16 protein-coding genes and 1 other RNA gene are annotated in these 17,123 nt (G+C 36.4%); 1 reads left to right on the forward strand and 16 read right to left on the reverse strand.

The genetic code is table 11. From position 1 onward, the window contains the following. Positions 1 to 106: 106 nt before the first annotated feature. The 10 genes from CQ022_RS04315 to CQ022_RS04360 all read right to left on the reverse strand — a co-directional run bounded on the left by CQ022_RS04315 (position 107) and on the right by CQ022_RS04360 (position 9,725). Complete coding sequence (locus tag CQ022_RS04315; RefSeq protein ID WP_105682190.1) at positions 107 to 1,093, reverse strand: phosphatase PAP2 family protein; 987 nt, start codon at positions 1,091 to 1,093, stop codon at positions 107 to 109. 126 nt (positions 1,094 to 1,219) lie between these two features. Further along, entirely contained in the window at positions 1,220 to 1,810 is a 591-nt protein-coding gene (locus CQ022_RS04320) for a hypothetical protein (RefSeq protein WP_105682189.1), read from the reverse strand. Between the two features lie 118 nt (positions 1,811 to 1,928). Further along, a complete protein-coding gene (locus tag CQ022_RS04325) occupies positions 1,929 to 3,182 on the reverse strand; it encodes a pyridoxal phosphate-dependent aminotransferase (RefSeq protein WP_105682188.1) in 1,254 nt (417 codons plus the stop codon). Positions 3,183 to 3,204: 22 nt separating this feature from the next. Beyond that, on the reverse strand, positions 3,205 to 4,116 hold the full coding sequence (locus CQ022_RS04330) for a hypothetical protein (protein ID WP_105682187.1): 912 nt from the start codon (positions 4,114 to 4,116) through the stop codon (positions 3,205 to 3,207). 16 nt (positions 4,117 to 4,132) lie between these two features. Next, positions 4,133 to 5,848: a phospho-sugar mutase gene (locus tag CQ022_RS04335; RefSeq protein WP_105682186.1), complete on the reverse strand. Its 1,716-nt coding sequence runs from the start codon at positions 5,846 to 5,848 to the stop codon at positions 4,133 to 4,135. Between the two features lie 194 nt (positions 5,849 to 6,042). Then, positions 6,043 to 6,399, reverse strand: coding sequence for a four helix bundle protein (locus CQ022_RS04340; RefSeq protein WP_105682185.1), 357 nt, complete (start codon positions 6,397 to 6,399; stop codon positions 6,043 to 6,045). A gap of 185 nt (positions 6,400 to 6,584) precedes the next feature. Then, on the reverse strand, positions 6,585 to 7,286 hold the full coding sequence (locus CQ022_RS04345) for a GIN domain-containing protein (protein WP_105682184.1): 702 nt from the start codon (positions 7,284 to 7,286) through the stop codon (positions 6,585 to 6,587). A 190-nt stretch (positions 7,287 to 7,476) separates the two neighbouring features. Next, complete coding sequence (locus CQ022_RS04350; RefSeq protein ID WP_105682183.1) at positions 7,477 to 7,866, reverse strand: lipocalin family protein; 390 nt, start codon at positions 7,864 to 7,866, stop codon at positions 7,477 to 7,479. 289 nt (positions 7,867 to 8,155) lie between these two features. Beyond that, positions 8,156 to 9,106, reverse strand: a complete 951-nt coding sequence (locus CQ022_RS04355) for a glycosyltransferase family 2 protein (RefSeq protein ID WP_105682182.1) — start codon at positions 9,104 to 9,106, stop codon at positions 8,156 to 8,158. A gap of 16 nt (positions 9,107 to 9,122) precedes the next feature. Then, positions 9,123 to 9,725, reverse strand: coding sequence for a DUF4199 domain-containing protein (locus CQ022_RS04360; protein ID WP_105682181.1), 603 nt, complete (start codon positions 9,723 to 9,725; stop codon positions 9,123 to 9,125). Positions 9,726 to 9,856: 131 nt separating this feature from the next. Here CQ022_RS04360 and ffs point away from each other — a divergent pair. After that, positions 9,857 to 9,954, forward strand: an RNA gene (gene ffs, locus CQ022_RS04365) — signal recognition particle sRNA small type. Positions 9,955 to 10,072: 118 nt separating this feature from the next. On the opposite strand, the gene CQ022_RS04370 is transcribed toward ffs, so the two are convergent. From CQ022_RS04370 to gyrA, 6 genes are all read right to left on the reverse strand, one after another. Continuing rightward, positions 10,073 to 10,759, reverse strand: coding sequence for a metal-dependent hydrolase (locus CQ022_RS04370; protein WP_105682180.1), 687 nt, complete (start codon positions 10,757 to 10,759; stop codon positions 10,073 to 10,075). Between the two features lie 116 nt (positions 10,760 to 10,875). Further along, positions 10,876 to 11,322 carry an SRPBCC family protein gene (locus CQ022_RS04375; protein ID WP_105682179.1) on the reverse strand — a complete coding sequence of 149 codons (447 nt, stop codon included), beginning with the start codon at positions 11,320 to 11,322 and terminating at the stop codon, positions 10,876 to 10,878. A 17-nt stretch (positions 11,323 to 11,339) separates the two neighbouring features. After that, on the reverse strand, positions 11,340 to 12,269 hold the full coding sequence (menA, locus tag CQ022_RS04380; RefSeq protein ID WP_105682178.1) for a 1,4-dihydroxy-2-naphthoate octaprenyltransferase: 930 nt from the start codon (positions 12,267 to 12,269) through the stop codon (positions 11,340 to 11,342). 87 nt (positions 12,270 to 12,356) lie between these two features. Further along, positions 12,357 to 13,193, reverse strand: coding sequence for a 1,4-dihydroxy-2-naphthoyl-CoA synthase (locus CQ022_RS04385; protein WP_047385243.1), 837 nt, complete (start codon positions 13,191 to 13,193; stop codon positions 12,357 to 12,359). Between the two features lie 218 nt (positions 13,194 to 13,411). After that, positions 13,412 to 14,443: a tetratricopeptide repeat protein gene (locus tag CQ022_RS04390; RefSeq protein WP_105682177.1), complete on the reverse strand. Its 1,032-nt coding sequence runs from the start codon at positions 14,441 to 14,443 to the stop codon at positions 13,412 to 13,414. A gap of 29 nt (positions 14,444 to 14,472) precedes the next feature. Then, positions 14,473 to 17,055, reverse strand: a complete 2,583-nt coding sequence (gene gyrA, locus CQ022_RS04395) for a DNA gyrase subunit A (protein ID WP_105682176.1) — start codon at positions 17,053 to 17,055, stop codon at positions 14,473 to 14,475. Positions 17,056 to 17,123: the final 68 nt, after the last annotated feature.

Here is a 17,123-nt window from a genome sequence, read left to right on the forward strand (position 1 = left end):
AGGTTTCATTCCGGCATGTACAAAAAGCCTGAATAATTCTTTTATCTTGAGATCAAATGTAGTGAAAAGTATCTTATTTAGTATACAAAACAGAGGGTTCAGCAGTTTAAAAAGAGAGTTTTACTCCTACCATATTGTATTCCCATTGTCGGGATGCAATAAAGTTGAGATTATATTTCGTCTTTCCTATAGTTCCTTCTGAAGAAGTATATCTGCTTTTTGAGATTGTTTTTCCAATAAAATATCCCATTAATAAGGCTAACGGATAGTCTGATGCCCAGTGAACCTTACTTTGCATCATTTGAAAGCATAGTGCTCCGGCTAATGTATATCCTACCGGTTTGATCCATTTGGCATCCGGATAATTATCTGCTATCACGGTGATACCAGCCATAAAGGTTGTCAGGTGACCGGATGGCATTGCATCATAATTCGAGGTATTTTTGCTGAATGCCGAAAAGCTTGGAAACGGATTCCATGCTCCTCCTTTATGTCCGTATTCTTCGGCAATAAATGGACTTTCTCTTCCTGTGATTCTTTTAAGGGTCTGGGTGAATACTCCGGAAAGAATTAAACTTTCCATCAAACCGCTGGCGGTAGCCTGTGCTCTATAATCATTTTTAATCAATCCATAGGTTCCGAAACCAATACCTAACAAAACTAATGTAGAACCATTTCCTATCAGGTAGAGGGCAGATCCGACATCTTTTGGAATTTTAAATACTCCACCCACTTTGTTATAGTTGTTATCTTTATCCATTCCCCATTTTTCTGCCAGCTCTCTTGAATTATCAATCAGTTTCTGATCAAACGGCAGGAGAATCACCGTAGCTGCTACTGCTCCTCCCAGATAATAAGCATGATCTTTAGCAACAAAATCTTTATTGGTATCGATAAAGTTTCTGGGTAATTTGGTTACAAAATCTAATAATTTAGGTTTGGGATAGGTTCTGACAGATCCGTCTTTTAGGGTGTAAGTTTGTACTTTTGGCAATCCGAGCTCCTTTGGAAGTTCTTTTACCTTTACGGTATCAACCTCTTGTGAGCATACCAGTATTGAAACGGGTAAGAATAGAAATTTTAATTTTTTCATCGTGTAATTTTCAACTTTATTATATTTAGGGGTATAAAAGCCCCAAAGGTAATTCCTAGTTGAGTGTAGGCAAAGTTATTATTTAACTTTTAATATTTATTTAATTTTTTATCGTTGTATTTTTTATCAGTTTAAATATTTAATCAAAAAAATAATTCCGTACATCCAGGAAATATACAGAAACGAGTAGCAAACTCCGAATCCAAGACTTTTGAACAAATCTCCTTTACATTTTCCTGAGTTTTTGAAAACCAATCTCAAAGCTCTGAAAAAGACCCAGTACAAACTAGCGCCCAGCAATAATACTGCTGACCAAAAGAAAAGTCCAAAAAAATAGGACAGAAAGATGAGCAAAATGGAAATTACAATCCATAACAGAATGGAAAGAATAATGCCTCCTATACTATCTCCTACCGCTGGTGGATCAAAATCAAAACCATTAATTTTCGGGGTTTTATCAGCATACCTTTGTACCCGTTCTTTGTTTAAAATATTTCCAACATTATCTTTTAATTTCCAGCCATAATACAGACCTATGCTTATAAAAAGAAAAAATCCTCCTGCTAAAATAGAGGTTGACAAAATAGAATTTTGAAATAATGAGCGGTGATCAGCTTTTCCTGAAAGCCAAACACTCAGAATCACCAGTGTTATAATTACCAGTGTTGATAAAAACACATATTTTGTTTCAAGAAAAGATTTCCGTGGAAGCTTCATGGTTTTATATTATATATGAAAATGCTTCGACTCCGCTCAGCGTGACACAGTTAATACTATTGTTTATTTTAACGATGCCATGCCGGACAGAGTCGAAGCCTATATTTTTATTTAAAGATTACTTTAAATTATTCAAAGCACTTTCCAGTTTTGGAAGCATTACTTTGATTTCATCTACTGCTAACCCTCCTACAGAAGCACGGAACCAAGGTTCTGATTTTTCTTCTCCGAAGGCTGAGAATGGTACTAGGGCCACTCCTGCGTCATTAATCAGGTAGAATACAAGGTCTGAAGAGTTCTCAATAACAGCACCGTCTGGTTTTGTTTTTCCGATATAGTCTAATTTAATGGTAAGATAAAGTGCTCCCATTGGTTCAATACTGTCTACAGCAAGCCCTTTTGCTTTTAAATCCTGAACTCCGTTGTGAAGAACTTTTAAGCTCTCTTCAAGTTTAGCTTTAAAATCATCAACGAAAACATCTACATTCTCTGGATTTTCATAGAATTTAGCAGTTGCTTCCTGCTCTGGTTTTGGTGCCCATGCTCCAACGTGGGTAAGAAGCGCCTTCATTTTATCAAGAATATGAGCCGGACCGAATCCCCATCCAACACGTACTCCTGTTGCAGCAAGGCATTTTGAAATACCATCGATATAAATTGTATAGTCTTTCAATTCAGGGAAAAGAGAAACCGGATCTACGTGCTCAGCACCGAAAGTAAGGTTAGAATAGATCTGATCATACATCAGGTACAACGGTTTTTCGTCTGCTCCTCTTTTTTTATTTTCAGCGATTACCAATTCACAGATTTCTGAAAGCTGCTCTTTTGTAAACATTGTTCCTGTAGGATTCAATGGTGAACAAAGTGCCAATAATACTGCTCCATCCAAATGAGGTCTTAAATCATCTGCGGTAGGAAGGAAATTGGTTTCAGGTTTTGTTTTTACTTCTACAGCGTTGGCTGAAGTAAGGTAAGCATAGTGGTTATTATTCCATGATGGTGTAGGGTAAACTACTTTATCTCCTTCGTCTACGATGGTTTTGTATACGGCATAGATCAAAGGTCTTGATCCTGCTGTGATCAAAATATCCTCTGGAGAATAATCAAGATTCCATCTTTTTTTAAGGTCTTTGGAAACTTCTTTTCTTAAAGATAAAAGTCCATTTGCAGGCGGATAGTTTGTCAGGTTATTCTGATATGCTTTCTGAATCTCTTCCTTCAGCAATGCCGGAATAGGATAGATATTAGAATTCAGATCACCAATAGTAAGATTGGCAATTTCCGCTCCTTTTGCTTTTAGATCATTTACTTCGTTACCAATTTTTACAATTTCAGAACCGATCAGGTTCGCTGCTAATTTTGAAACTTTCACTTTTTCTTATTTTAAATTTATATTATCGTTCTCCATTGATCTTCTCATCTATCTGATCTACGGGCGTTTGCGCATCAAAAAGAAGGATTATTTCTTTTGCTTTTTTTGCCGTATTGGAATTCGGATATTTTTTGATAATCCTGTTGAATTCCGCTCTGTTTTCATCGTTTAGTTTTCCTGTTCCTTTGTCATGATCTCTTTCATAAGTAGGAGTATTATCCATTCCTAAAAAATAATCAGACAGATAGTATTGATAATCCCGTTTTACCGTCTTTATCAGCTTGCTGTCAGGATATTTGTTCATAAAATTTTCCCAGAACATCAGTCTGTCGCCCAATTGTTCCCAGGTAATCATCAATCCTGCATCTGCTGCATAATTGGTTTCACTTTCTTTGTCAGTTTGTAAAATATAGGCCTCGTAATCCGGAGTCACTTTATTCTTAAAAAGAGAAGAATAGTATCCGGGAACAGTCCATATTTCGGTTATTCCTTCTCCTACTTCCCTGAATTCAAGATTTGCTTTCTTGAGTTCTGAGGCTATTTTTTTAACGTTATCCGGAAGATTATACTGATCCTTATCGTAGTTATAATAATTCACGTATTTATCTAAAACATCAGTATGCAGCCCCATCAGACATTCTGTATACTTTCCTCTTATTTTTAAATAATCTTCGTATACTTTGTCGTTCTGTTCCGGACTGTTTCCAGCCATTTCTTTTTCGATTTTTGTCCGGTACCATTGAAGGGATGTGATGTAATCCTCGGTTTTATAAGAGGGAGAACATGCTGTATCTATCGGTTTGTACTGATCTTCTTTGGTTCCTGTTACCGCAATCGAATCATTTTCCGGCTTTGTATCCGAAACTGCAGTTTCCTTTTTACAGGAAACTACGGCTGCAGACAGTAAGCAAACTGCTATTATTTTTTTGATCATCAGTCGTTTCAGAGAATTAATCCAGATTCAAATCTGATTTAACGGCTCCAATTTTAGCTTCCAATGATTGTAATTTGTCTCTGAAATCTGCTTCTGAAGTAATGGAATCTTTCACTGAAACATAGAACTTGATTTTTGGTTCTGTTCCTGAAGGTCTTACGCATACTTTTGTTCCATCCTGTGTGTAATAGATCAATACGTTAGACTTTGGAATATCATTCATTACTTTTTTCTCATTGGTAGAAATGGTAAGGCTTGTCTGCTCTTTAAAGTCCTTAACTTCTTCCACTAGTGAACCTGCCAGTTCTTTGGGAGGGTTTTCACGGAAGTTTTTCATCATATTCTGAATCTCTTCAGCACCTTCTTTCCCTTTTCTTACAATGTTGATCAATCCTTCATAATACATTCCAAGATCTTCATAAATCTCGATCATGTACTGATACATTGTTTTTCCATTCGCTTTACACCATGCAGCAATTTCGCAGGCTACAAGAATACTTCCACAAGAGTCTTTGTCACGAACGAAGTCTCCGGTCATAAATCCGAAACTTTCTTCACCACCACATACAAATTTCTGTGTTCCTTCTGCTTCACGGATCATTTTTCCGATCCATTTGAATCCGGTAAGACCTACTTTGCATTCTACTCCAAACTTCTGTGCAATATCAAAGAAGATATCTGAAGTTACGATCGTAGAACCAATAAATTCTTTTCCGGTAATTCTTCCCTGCTTTCTCCATTCATTCAGGATGTAGTAAGTAAGGATTGTATTGGTTTGGTTACCGTTTAGTAATTGCATTTCACCCTCAAGGTTTCTTACTGCAATACCTAATCTATCCCCATCCGGATCTGTTCCGATAACGATATCCGCATTGGTAATTCTTGCCAGATCCATTGCCATTTCCAATGCAGCAGGTTCTTCCGGGTTTGGAGAATCTACGGTAGGGAAATTTCCGCTTGGGATCATCTGTTCTCTTACAAGATCTATTTTTTTGAATCCTGCTTTTTCTAACGCTTTAGGAATCGTAGTATAGGTAGTTCCGTGGATAGAGGTGAAAACTATATTTAAATTTTCTTTTCCAACATTCTGATAAGTAGAGTTTTCAATACATGCATCGATATATACATCATCTTGCTCCTCTCCGATCCACTCGATCAGATCATCATTTCCGTTGAATTTAATTTCTTCGAATTTTACAGAATATACTTCGTTGATAATTGCTTCATCGTTCGGTGGAACAATCTGTGCTCCGTCATTCCAGTATACTTTATAACCGTTGTATTCCGGCGGGTTGTGAGAAGCTGTCAGTACAATTCCTCCGTTACATTTTTTATCACGAACGGTGAAAGACAATTCCGGAGTGGGTCTGTGATCTTTGAAAAGCAATACTTTAATTCCGTTTGCCGTTAAAACATCTGCTACCAGTTTTCCGAATTCTTTTGAGTTATGACGAACATCATAAGCGATGGCCACTTTAATTTCTTCTCCTTTGAACTGCTGCAACATATAATTTGCCAGTCCCTGAGTAGCCTGCCCTAATGTGTATTTATTCAAGCGGTTGGTTCCTACTCCCATTATCCCACGCATTCCTCCGGTTCCGAATTCCAGTTCTCTGTAGAAAGAATCTTCCAGATCAGGGGAATTGCTGTCGATTAATGCCTGTACAGCATCTCTCGTTTCTTTATCGAAGGTATCACTTAACCAAAGTTTCGCTTTTTCTAGTGTATTCATAATTTATGTGTAAGTTTTGTAAGCTGGAAGAAGGAAGCTGGAGGCTGGAAGTTATATCCTGCCTAGCTTCAAAATTCCTGCTTTGTTTTATTTATTTTATTTTTATGTTTAAAACTTGGAAGAAAATGTTCAATCTGGAAAACAAGAAGTATGAAAAACTAACATTACTTCCAGCTTCTCTCTCTCAACCCAATCTATTCTTTTATCTGATTTCTAAAAGCAACAATCTGGTTCATCAAATTATAGCTTTCATTATATAGTTTACTAAATTCTTCTTCTGTAATATATTCTCTATTTTTTGCTTTATATAAACAGGTGACTGTTTCTGCCAAAGACCGAATTGAATATCCTAAAAACTTTTTAAACTCTAATTTTGACTGCAAAATACTTCCCTCAGAAATATTTAATGCAATCGAATCGGATGCTCTTCTTATTTGTGAAGTTAAATTAAACATTTCATCCTTTGGAAATTTTTGAGATAATTTAAAAATAAGCTCTCCGAAATCCATAGATTTTTGCCAAATTATTAACTTTTCAAATTTAAAGCTCATATTTCTTTCTAGGCTAGAAGAAGGAAGCTGGAGGCTATAAGTTATATTGTGCCTGGCTTCAAAATTCCTGCTTTGTTTTTATTTTTTATGTTTTAAAGATGGGAAGCAAATTTCTAATCTGGAAAACAAGAAGTATGAAAAACTAACATTACTCCCAGCTTCCAGCCTCCCACTTCCATCCCAAATTACTCTAATTTCTTATTCTCGACTTTCGTCGTTTTATCAATTTTAAACGCTCTGATTGGGTCATTATAATAGATAAATTTTGCCGTATTCTGAATATGTCCTTTCAACGAATCTTTTACATTCACTTCTGCATAATTTCCGTTTTTAGAATCGATATTCAGGTTGGTAATTTTCCAGTAAGGAGCAATCAAACTTGCTGTATCTGAGATTTTTATAACAGCTTCTTTAGACAACCCCAGAAAATTAGCACGGCTTCTGTTATGCATTTCCACCTCTGCTCTTCTGGTGTTTACAGATCCCATGAAGCTTGCGTTATTTTTCATATTAAGTCTGAAATTGTCAGTTTTGATTTCACTTGAAATATTCACTTCAACAGAATCAGAAATAGCCACTTTTTCCAGATTATATTTCGAATAAATGGTCACATTATAGAAATCCACTCCCTTTGTTCCTCTTTTTTCTTTGATGAAAAGTGTTTTATCTTTTACATCCACATCCAGATTACTGGCTACATTTGGATAGGTCTCTATTTCTACAAAATTTTTCGGGCCTTTGGCATAAAATACACGGAATTTCCCTTCCAGATCAAGGTTTACGAATTCCGATACATCCACATCTTTCTTTTCAATATTTCCTTTTGGAGAAACTTTTCCACAGGAAACTACTGCCATCAGCATCAATGTGTATACAACTTTTTTCATATTTAATTTAAAATATTCTATATTATAATCGCAACGATCTTTACTGAAAATCTCTGAAAGCTTTTTTCAGGTCTCTCACAGGACTTTCAATATTATTTTGAACAAAAATAGGATTAAAATTTCTAAAAAACTTTGTCTTTTGACAATAAAATACCTGATAATTTTCAATTTTTGGCTTTTCAGGAAAAGACTATTTCTTATTCTCTCTTTCTTTTACTTTCTTATAAAACCATGTTTTAGGGCTACCGGCCATTGAAAATAGAAGCAGATCATCTTTACTGACTTTGGAAATTTTCATTGGGGTAACTTTTTCATCACCATTGTACTTCATTTTCAACAGATTGTTGTCTATCTGATAAGTCCCGCTATTTCCCATGGAACTGAAAGTTTTATTCTGATTAAATGTGAGAATTCCTGTTCCGTATCTGGAATTGTTTGTCTTGGTTTTCAATGTATCGGTATTACGGATTTCTCCCTCATAGATATCAATAAATTCCCAGGAACCGGAAAGTTTATTGGATGAGCAGGAGGCTGTAAAAAGTAAAAGAAAATAAAAAAGAATAGGTTTGAGTTTAAACATGAAAGTTAAAAGTTTTTATAAATTACAAAAAGCACCCTGCTGACAGAGTGCTTTTATTTATTAAGATGAAGTTATTATATTTAATTGTGGTTTCCTATTATTTAGCTTAAAAACCACTAATTACACAAATTTTATACACTAATATCACAAATACCAATAGTGTTATTTGTGAAACATTCGCGTCATTAGTGTTTAAACTAAAACCACGAATTACACTAATTTTATCCACCAATATCACAAGCATACATAGGGCTATTTGTGAAACATTCGTACCATTAGTGTTTAAAGATTATATCACTTCGTCAATATTATAGTTCTTATGCTCGCGGTTTGTTCTGATAATCATTTCTCCCAGGAACCCTGCTACAAACAGAAGACTTCCCAAAATCATCATGGTTAAAGCAATAAAGAACCAAGGGTTATTGGTAATTAAATGTCCGTAAATTCCTCTTGCAACATCAATAAGTTTAGAAATTCCTAACCAAAGTGCAGAAAGAAAACCCACAATAAACATTAAAGTACCCACAGCTCCAAAGAAATGCATTGGCCTTCCTCCAAAACGGCTTACAAACCAAAGGGTGATTAAATCCAGAAATCCTCTGACAAATCTTTCGGTTCCGAATTTTGAAGTTCCGTAAGGTCTAGCCTGGTGCTGCACTTCTTTTTCCGTGATTCTTCTGAAACCAGCATTGGCAGCCAGTACCGGAATATAACGGTGCATATCTCCATACACATCAACTGATTTTACCACCTGTCTTTTATAGGCTTTCAAACCACAGTTGAAATCGTGAAGATAAACTCCTGAAACTTTTCTCGCTGCTGCATTGAATAGTTTTGACGGAATATTTTTCGTCATTACATTATCAAAACGCTTCTTTTTCCAACCGGATACGATATCATAATTATCATGAATCACCATATTATACAGTTCCGGAATTTCTTCAGGGAAATCCTGCAAATCGGCATCCATGGTAATCACTACCTCTCCGTTTGTTCTTTCAAAAGCAGCATGAAGCGCCTGTGATTTTCCATAATTTCTGGAAAATTTAATAGCGTGGATCTGAGGATGCTGTACTTTCATATTCTCAATAATGCTCCACGACAAATCCGTACTTCCATCGTCTACAAACCAGATTTCATAAGATAAACTGCTGGTTGTGCATACTTTATCAATTCTTGAAAAAAGCTCTTCCAGAGAGTCTTCTTCGTTCAGTAACGGAATAACTATAGATAAATTCATTTAATTTTAATAAAAATTAGGCTTGGTTTGTTTCTTCGGGCTGATGTATTGTTCTTGTTCTGAAAAACGCTCCGAAAAACACCGACAAAACTACGTAAAATATAAGAATTGCTGCAAAATATCCTGAAAAATGGCTAGCGGTAAGCATATCTTTTCCTTTAACCGCCTCAGGAGTGAAGCTTTGCAATCTTTCTTTGTACTTCTGATCCAGCTCGTCAATATCTTTCTGATGCTTCATGATTTTTCTTGCAGAAGTATATTCTGTATCCAATTCTGATTTTTGTCTCTGAACATATTGGTAGTTCAACAGGCTTTTAGCAGCCGGATCTACAAAGGTTAAAAAGGCATAAATACTGAAGATGGAAAGAATTCCTCCGATAAACATCGGAACGAATGCTCTTTTGAAAGCGTCTTTGAATTTTACTACTCTATGGTTGTTCCAATAAGATTTTACAGACCAGAAAGCTGTTCCGGCATATAAAATAGGCAAAACAAAAGCATTGGCTTTCAAAGAGATATCAAAATAATTGATTCCTGAGAAAAAAGTATATACTACAAAGAAAACGATCATTGTAGCGATAAAAAGTATAATTCCTAGTGTTGATGGACTTTTCGTCATATTTAAATTTTTAAAAAAAAGTTGAAAATTTTTCCCTCTAAATGTCAGGCGTTTAGCTTTACCACTGCATTTTTTCAACTAATTTTCTTTGATAAAGTTTTGAAGTTTATAAAATATTCCTACCTTTGCAACGGCAAGTCCTAAACAACCAGCTCCTGAGAATCCTCCAGGGTGGGAACGCAGCAAAGGTAATCGGTCGTAGCGGTGTGATTTAGGTAGCTTGCCATTTTTTTTTTGGTTTAAAGTAAGAAGAGAGGTAATTTGATAATTATCTTTTTTTGTTTTTAATACCTTACGCATCATTTTCATTTTTCTAATTTTCAGATTACCTCCGGGTTCGTTATTGATTAAAATTCGAAGGTCTCACCTAGTTTTGGTAAAACAAGTTCTACATTTTTATCTGCAAAATGTTGCAATGCACTTTCATGATTGATTTCAATGGCAGGGAAAGTATCAAAGTGACATCCGATTACTTTCGGTGTTTTTAATAGCTCTGCTGCTGCAAAAGAAGCTTTTCTAGGGCACATTGTATAATGGCTTCCGATGGGAAGAATAGAAAGATCAATGTTTCCGTATAATCTTGGAAACAGCTCCATATCCGCCATTACTCCTGTATCACCTGCCAAATAGATGTTCTTACCTTCAGGAAGTCTGAAGATATACCCTACAGGAACGCCTCCATAGCTTCCATCCGGGAAAGAACTTGTATGGTGAGCCGGAACCATGGAAATTTTCAGATCGTCGATTTTTGCCGACCCTCCTAAGTTCACATCGTCTTTATTTTTTGCCTGTTGGAAGTAACCGCATACTTCTGGAACTCCAATGATGGTAGCTTCAGGATAATGCTGCAATACTTCTCCTACATCCGCAATGTGATCACCGTGTGCATGGGTCAACAGGATATAGTCGATTTTTTGAGCAGAAATCTCAAAACCTGATTCTGCTTTTTTGTAGTTGTAAAAAGGGTCACTCAAAATTGTTTTGTCCTTGTAGGTAAACAGGAAACAATTTTGCCCTAAGAATTGTATTTTCATTTTAAATTTAGTTTCAATTATTATTAAACACAAATGACTCAAATAATTTCACAGACATCACCATGAGATTAGTGACATTTGCAAAAGTATTCGTGCCATCCGTGTTTTTTTATCTATTATTTCGATGGGAATTTATCTTCGATAAGCCTAAGATTAATTCCATGTTCCAGATAAGCTTTACAACCGTCTAAAACTGTCGTAAAACCTCCTGTATTGTCATTAATTACTTTTAACAGATCTTCGCCTGTCTGGCTGAATCCGTAGCTTTTAATCACAACAAGAGTACCTTTTTCCATGGCTTTGAATTCATAGTCTACGTTTGTTGAAGGTTCTCCCCACTCTGTTCTGATCAGCTGGTTGGGAATGATCTGATGAACTTTCACTACAGATTGTACTCCGTACATTTCCCATTCCCAGGTAACGGTCTTACCTTCTTCCAACTTTCCGGTAGATTTTGTAAACCAGAAATTGGTAGTCACTTCCGGATTGATGAATGCTTCAAAAACATCTTCAACCGGCTTTCTGATAAGCATTTGAGCTTCAACATAGATCGTAGAACTCATGATATAATATTTTGGATTTAGTTAAATAAATTAAGTCCGACTGCCGTAAGAATTGCCATTACAAACGTCATGATTCCTACCTGCTTTAAATATTGATCTAATTCTTTCGGTTCTTTTACGGATAAAATCTTTCTTCTTAGTTTTGATAATGGGATCAACAGGATCATTACAATAAAAACATAGTAATTTTGCCCCTGCATGAATCCATTGATCCCTAAAAACGCAAGAATAAGCAATAATGGAAGCTGTAACAGTACCATTTCATAGATCATTGCATTTCTGAATCCGATTCTCAATGCAAAGCTGTTTTTCCCTGATAGTTTATCGCTTTCAATATCTCTCATGTTGTTCAGGTTAAGAACCGCCATACTCATCATTCCAACAGCAGTTCCAGGTAATAAAATATCCCAGCTGAAAGTTTTTGTAAACAGAAAATAACTTCCACATACGGAAACAAGCCCAAAGAAGATAAAAACAAAGAGATCTCCCAGTCCCATATATCCGTAAGGTTTTTTACCTACTGTATATCCAATTGCTGCAAGAATACATGCCACTCCTAATCCTATGAAAATATAAAATTCATTCATATAGTTTGGAATGAAAGCTACGTACAACAAAGCAATGGTAGCAATAAAAGACAATGCAGCGAAAAGTATTACTGCATTTTTCATCTGTTTTGCGGTAATTTTCCCTGATGCCACTGCTCTTGCTTCTGCCTCATTCATTCTTTTAGCATCAGTTCCTTTTACCCCATCTCCATAATCATTGGCATAATTTGATAAAATCTGGTATAAAAGCGTCACCAAAAGAGCAAGGGCAAGGATCTTCCAATCCCAAGTTCCGCCTTCTCCGTAAAGTCTCCATTTTGCAATGAAAGCTCCCATAATAATTCCGCTTAAGGAAAGCGGTAAAGTTCTTAGCCTTGCGGCTTTTATCCAATCAGTCATAATTTGTATAATGTACAGTGTATCATGTACAATGTAAACTCATTAATGGATATCATTAATACATTTTACATTGTACTTTTTACAATTTTAAGATATCCATTGATCTTCTCCGAAGTTGGGTTTTCTTTTTTCAAGGAAAGCATTTCTTCCTTCTTTAGCTTCTTCAGTCATGTAAGCTAAACGAGTTGCTTCTCCTGCAAATACCTGCTGTCCTACCATGCCGTCATCTGTAAGGTTCATGGCGAATTTCAGCATTCTGATAGACATTGGAGATTTAGCTAATATTTCCTGAGCCCATTCGTAGGCTGTGTCTTCTAATTCTGCATGGGGAACAACTTTGTTTACCATTCCCATTTCAAAAGCTTCCTGAGCGGAATAATTTCTTCCTAAAAAGAAGATTTCACGGGCTTTTTTCTGTCCTACCATTTTCGCAAGGTAAGCAGAGCCATAACCCCCATCGAAACTTGTAACGTCAGCATCAGTTTGTTTAAAAATAGCATGTTCTTCACTTGCTAAAGTAAGATCACATACTACATGAAGTGAGTGTCCTCCACCAACTGCCCATCCCGGAACCACTGCGATCACCACTTTCGGCATGAAACGGATCAAACGCTGAACTTCAAGAATATTTAAACGGTGTCTTCCGTCTTCTCCTACATACCCCTGATCTCCTCTTGCTTTTTGGTCTCCTCCACTACAGAAAGCCCAACCTCCGTCTTTAGAACTTGGTCCTTCTCCTGAAAGTAAAACAACACCTATTGAAGGGTCTTCAGAAGCGTCATAAAAAGCATCGTATAATTCTGAAGTTGTCTTTGGTCTGAACGCATTACGTACTTCCGGTCTGTTGAAAGCAATTCTTGCTACTCCGTTAGATTTTTTATAGGTAATATCTTCGTATTCCTTGGCGGTTTTCCACTCGATCATCTTATAAAAATTTTTCTCAAAGATACGGAATTACAGAGAATTTATGAGGGTGAAATTTACTGATCATTACTATTGAGAAGAGAAATTTTGAATGATGAATTTCCGGCTATACCTATTCAGTCGGAACTGCTTTTAGAATAAGCGATAGAGAGTTTTGATTATAAAACAAAAGCCGGAGCATTTCTGTTCCGGCTTTTTATGATTGTGTTATCTAATGATTACTTTGCAGCTGCACTTAGTTCAACTTCTTTAGCTTTCATTTCTTTAACTTTTTCAATGTTTTTAGTTACTACATAAATTTCTTTTAATGCAGAAACAGCGTCAAGACTTTTTGGATTTGCTTTATACCATCCTTCAGCATATGGCAATGCTTTTCCGAATCTCTCTCTTCTTGCATCAATCAGCTTAGAAGCTTCGTCCGGTTTGTCTTTTCTCAGTGCATTAATCTCTCCTACAACTTTAGCATCATCTCCGATAGTAGTATAAACCAGGTTTTGGTATGCATCAGAGAAGTCTGGCTTAAGTTCAATTGCTTTTTTGAATGCATCTATAGCATCATTAGCAGTAGCAGGGTTTTTAGCCTGCATTACTCCAAGATTATACCAGTTTGTTGCATCGTTAGGATTTTTCGCTAGCTGCTCTTTCAATCCAGCAACAAATTTATCAGTGTTTCCTGACTGAAGATATGCTGTAGTCTGAGCTTCTTTAAGTTTGGCACTGTTTGGGAATTTAGCTAATCCTTTTTCAATAACAGCAAGAGCTTCAGGTGCTTTTTTAGCATTTAGAAGTAATGAAGTTAAAGTTTCATATAAATCAGATTCTATACTTTTTGACTGTTCTGTTTTGAAATCAGTATAGTCTGTGTTCTTCTTCATAAGCTCCCAAGTCGCTTTATCAAGATTTACCACCTGACCTGTTTTCTTTTCTTTTGCAGTATAAGTAGTTTCCACACCTGTAAATCCTGAATTTACAAGGTCTGTATATATTTTGATAGACTGGTCACTGTTATTAGCTAACGCGTGGCTAAGTCCGGCATAATACATATATATTTTATTGTCCTGACCACTAGATTTTAATAAGTCATAAACTTCAATAAACTTAGGTGCTGCCACTGCATAATTTTTTGCATTATATGCATCCATAGCTGCTTTGTTGGCTTCCTGAAGCTTTACATTCAGGGCATTCGCATCTTTTTGTCCGAAAACAAAAGCAGACGCTACGATAGCCATTCCTAAAATTAGTTTCTTCATAATAACTATTTTATATTTAATTGTACAATTTATTCTTCTGAATCAGAATTCTCATTTTCTGCCTGAGGTTCCGCATTGTCTTCCTGGTTATCAAATAGTGATCCTACTCCTTCTTCTACTTCTTCAATCTCTTCAGTTTCTTCAGAATCTTCTTCTACATCTTTATCCATTTCTACTTTTGCAATGGCTGCAATTTCGTCATTTTTCTTAAGGTTGATCAGTTTTACACCCTGAGTATTTCTACCCATTACTCTCATTTCATCCATTCCCATTCTGATGGCAACACCGGATTTGTTGATAATCATCAATCCGTCTTCGTCTGTTACGTTTTGAATAGCAATCAGGTTTCCTGTTTTGTCAGTAATGTTCAGCGTAATTACTCCTTTTCCTCCTCTGTTGGTAATTCTGTAGTCTTCTACTGCAGTTCTTTTTCCATATCCTTTTTCAGATACTACAAGTACTGTTTCGTTCTCTACATCGTTCACAACAATCATACCAATAGCTTCATCACCATCTTCAAGCAAGATACCTCTTACCCCGATAGATCCTCTACCTACTTCTCTTACTTTTTCTTCAGGGAAACGGATACATTTACCATTTTTAGTAGCAATCATGATCTGAGAAGTTCCGTTCGTCAGATAAGCTCCTAATAACTGGTCATTGTCTCTAATCTCAATGGCATTCACCCCATTCACTCTTGGTCTTGAATACGCTTCTAATGATGTTTTCTTGATAGTACCGTTTTTGGTTACCATCACAACGCTCATTTGATTTACATATTCAGAATCTTTAAGGTTATTGGTTCTGATATAAGCTTTGATCTTATCATCCGGCTCGATATTGATAAGGTTTTGTACTGCTCTTCCTTTTGCTGTTTTGGAGCCTTCAGGAATTTCAAATACTCTTAACCAGTAACATCTTCCTTTTTCTGTAAAGAACAGCATATACTGGTGGTTGGTTGCAGAAACAATATACTCAAGGAAGTCGGAATCCCTTGTTGTTGCCGCTTTGTTTCCTACACCTCCTCTACTTTGAATTTTATATTCTGAAAGTGAAGTTCTCTTGATATATCCTGCGTGAGAGATGGTAAGAACTACAGATTCGTTCGGGATAATATCTTCGATAGACATTTCTCCTCCTGAGTAATCAATTTCAGTTCTTCTTTCGTCTCCGTATTTTTCTTTGATTTCGATCAATTCGTCTTTGATGATCTGGAATCTTCTTGGCTCGTTGGCTAAGATATCTTCCAAATTTTCAATTTCTTTCATGATGGCATCATATTCATCACGGATCTTATCAAGCTCCATTCCTGTCAGACGAGCTAATCTAAGGTCAAGGATTGCCTGAGCCTGGATATCTGAAAGTTCAAACGCCTCGATTAAGCCTTCTTTTGCAGCCTGAGGGTTGGCACTGTGACGGATAATAGAAATTGCTCTGTCTAAAGAATCCTGAGTTCCGATTACTTTCATGAACCCTTCAAGGATATGCGCTCTTTCTTTTGCTTTCTTAAGCTCAAACTGAGTTCTTCTTACGATTACTTCATGTCTGTGCTCTACAAAGTGATGAATGATATCTTTAAGATTCAGCTGCTCTGGTCTTCCGTGTACCAATGCAATATTGTTTACACTGAAAGAAGTCTGAAGTGCTGTATATTTATATAATAGGTTAAGAACAACATTCGGAATGGCATCGTTTTTCAGTTCGTACACCACACGAAGTCCTTTTCTATCCGATTCATCTCTGATCTCGTGGATACCAGGAATTTTTTCGTCTTTTACAAGCTCTGCTGTTCTGGCAATCATTTCAGCTTTGTTCACCTGATAAGGGATTTCAGTAACGATAATAGCGTTTCTGTTTCCGATTTCGTCAAAGTTAACTTTTGCTCTTAAAACCACTCTTCCTCTTCCTGTATGGAAAGCATCTCTTACACCGTCATAACCATAGATGATACCTCCTGTAGGGAAATCCGGAGCAATGATATGCTGCATTAATTCATCGATGGTAATTTCTTTGTTATCGATATAAGCGCAGATGGCATCTACAGACTCAGATAAGTTGTGGGGCGCCATATTGGTAGCCATCCCTACTGCAATACCAGAAGTACCGTTTACCAAAAGGTTAGGAACTTTCGTTGGCATTACTGTTGGTTCCTGCAAACTATCATCGAAGTTATTTTGGAAATCAACTGTTTCTTTGTCTAAGTCTGAAAGAACCTCATCAGAGATTTTTTTCAATCTTGCCTCAGTATAACGCATTGCTGCAGGCGGGTCACCATCCATAGAACCAAAGTTACCCTGTCCGTCTACCTGCGGATAACGCAAGCTCCAGTCCTGGGCCATTCTTACCATAGCATCATATACAGAGGAATCTCCGTGCGGGTGATATTTACCCAAAACATCCCCAACAATTCTCGCAGATTTTAAATATTTTCTATTAGAAAACACCCCTAATCCATACATACCATACAGTACTCTTCTATGAACGGGTTTCAAGCCGTCTCTTACATCCGGTAACGCTCTTGAAACGATAACGGACATCGAATAATCGATATAAGACGACTTCATTTCATCAACAATGTTGATAGGAATCAGTCTTTCTCCTTCTTTTTGCATAAACAAATTTTATTATAATGATAGTCAGACCTTTAGCTGTAAGTCTGAAAATTATTTATTTCCAATTT

Source organism: Chryseobacterium culicis (genome assembly GCF_002979755.1).
Classification (GTDB): domain Bacteria; phylum Bacteroidota; class Bacteroidia; order Flavobacteriales; family Weeksellaceae; genus Chryseobacterium; species Chryseobacterium culicis_A.

Bases quoted from the DNA above. Each gene is read 5' to 3' on its own strand.
- menA (WP_105682178.1), bottom strand. From the start codon at position 12,269: ATGACTGATTGGATAAAAGCCGCAAGGCTAAGAACTTTACCGCTTTCC.
- CQ022_RS04360 (WP_105682181.1), bottom strand. From the start codon at position 9,725: ATGACGAAAAGTCCATCAACACTAGGAATTATACTTTTTATCGCTACA.
- CQ022_RS04385 (WP_047385243.1), bottom strand. From the start codon at position 13,193: ATGATCGAGTGGAAAACCGCCAAGGAATACGAAGATATTACCTATAAA.
- CQ022_RS04370 (WP_105682180.1), bottom strand. From the start codon at position 10,759: ATGAAAATACAATTCTTAGGGCAAAATTGTTTCCTGTTTACCTACAAG.
- CQ022_RS04320 (WP_105682189.1), bottom strand. From the start codon at position 1,810: ATGAAGCTTCCACGGAAATCTTTTCTTGAAACAAAATATGTGTTTTTA.
- CQ022_RS04345 (WP_105682184.1), bottom strand. From the start codon at position 7,286: ATGAAAAAAGTTGTATACACATTGATGCTGATGGCAGTAGTTTCCTGT.
- CQ022_RS04375 (WP_105682179.1), bottom strand. From the start codon at position 11,322: ATGAGTTCTACGATCTATGTTGAAGCTCAAATGCTTATCAGAAAGCCG.
- CQ022_RS04340 (WP_105682185.1), bottom strand. From the start codon at position 6,399: ATGAGCTTTAAATTTGAAAAGTTAATAATTTGGCAAAAATCTATGGAT.
- CQ022_RS04335 (WP_105682186.1), bottom strand. From the start codon at position 5,848: ATGAATACACTAGAAAAAGCGAAACTTTGGTTAAGTGATACCTTCGAT.
- CQ022_RS04315 (WP_105682190.1), bottom strand. From the start codon at position 1,093: ATGAAAAAATTAAAATTTCTATTCTTACCCGTTTCAATACTGGTATGC.
- gyrA (WP_105682176.1), bottom strand. From the start codon at position 17,055: ATGCAAAAAGAAGGAGAAAGACTGATTCCTATCAACATTGTTGATGAA.
- CQ022_RS04390 (WP_105682177.1), bottom strand. From the start codon at position 14,443: ATGAAGAAACTAATTTTAGGAATGGCTATCGTAGCGTCTGCTTTTGTT.
- CQ022_RS04330 (WP_105682187.1), bottom strand. From the start codon at position 4,116: ATGATCAAAAAAATAATAGCAGTTTGCTTACTGTCTGCAGCCGTAGTT.
- CQ022_RS04350 (WP_105682183.1), bottom strand. From the start codon at position 7,866: ATGTTTAAACTCAAACCTATTCTTTTTTATTTTCTTTTACTTTTTACA.
- CQ022_RS04355 (WP_105682182.1), bottom strand. From the start codon at position 9,106: ATGAATTTATCTATAGTTATTCCGTTACTGAACGAAGAAGACTCTCTG.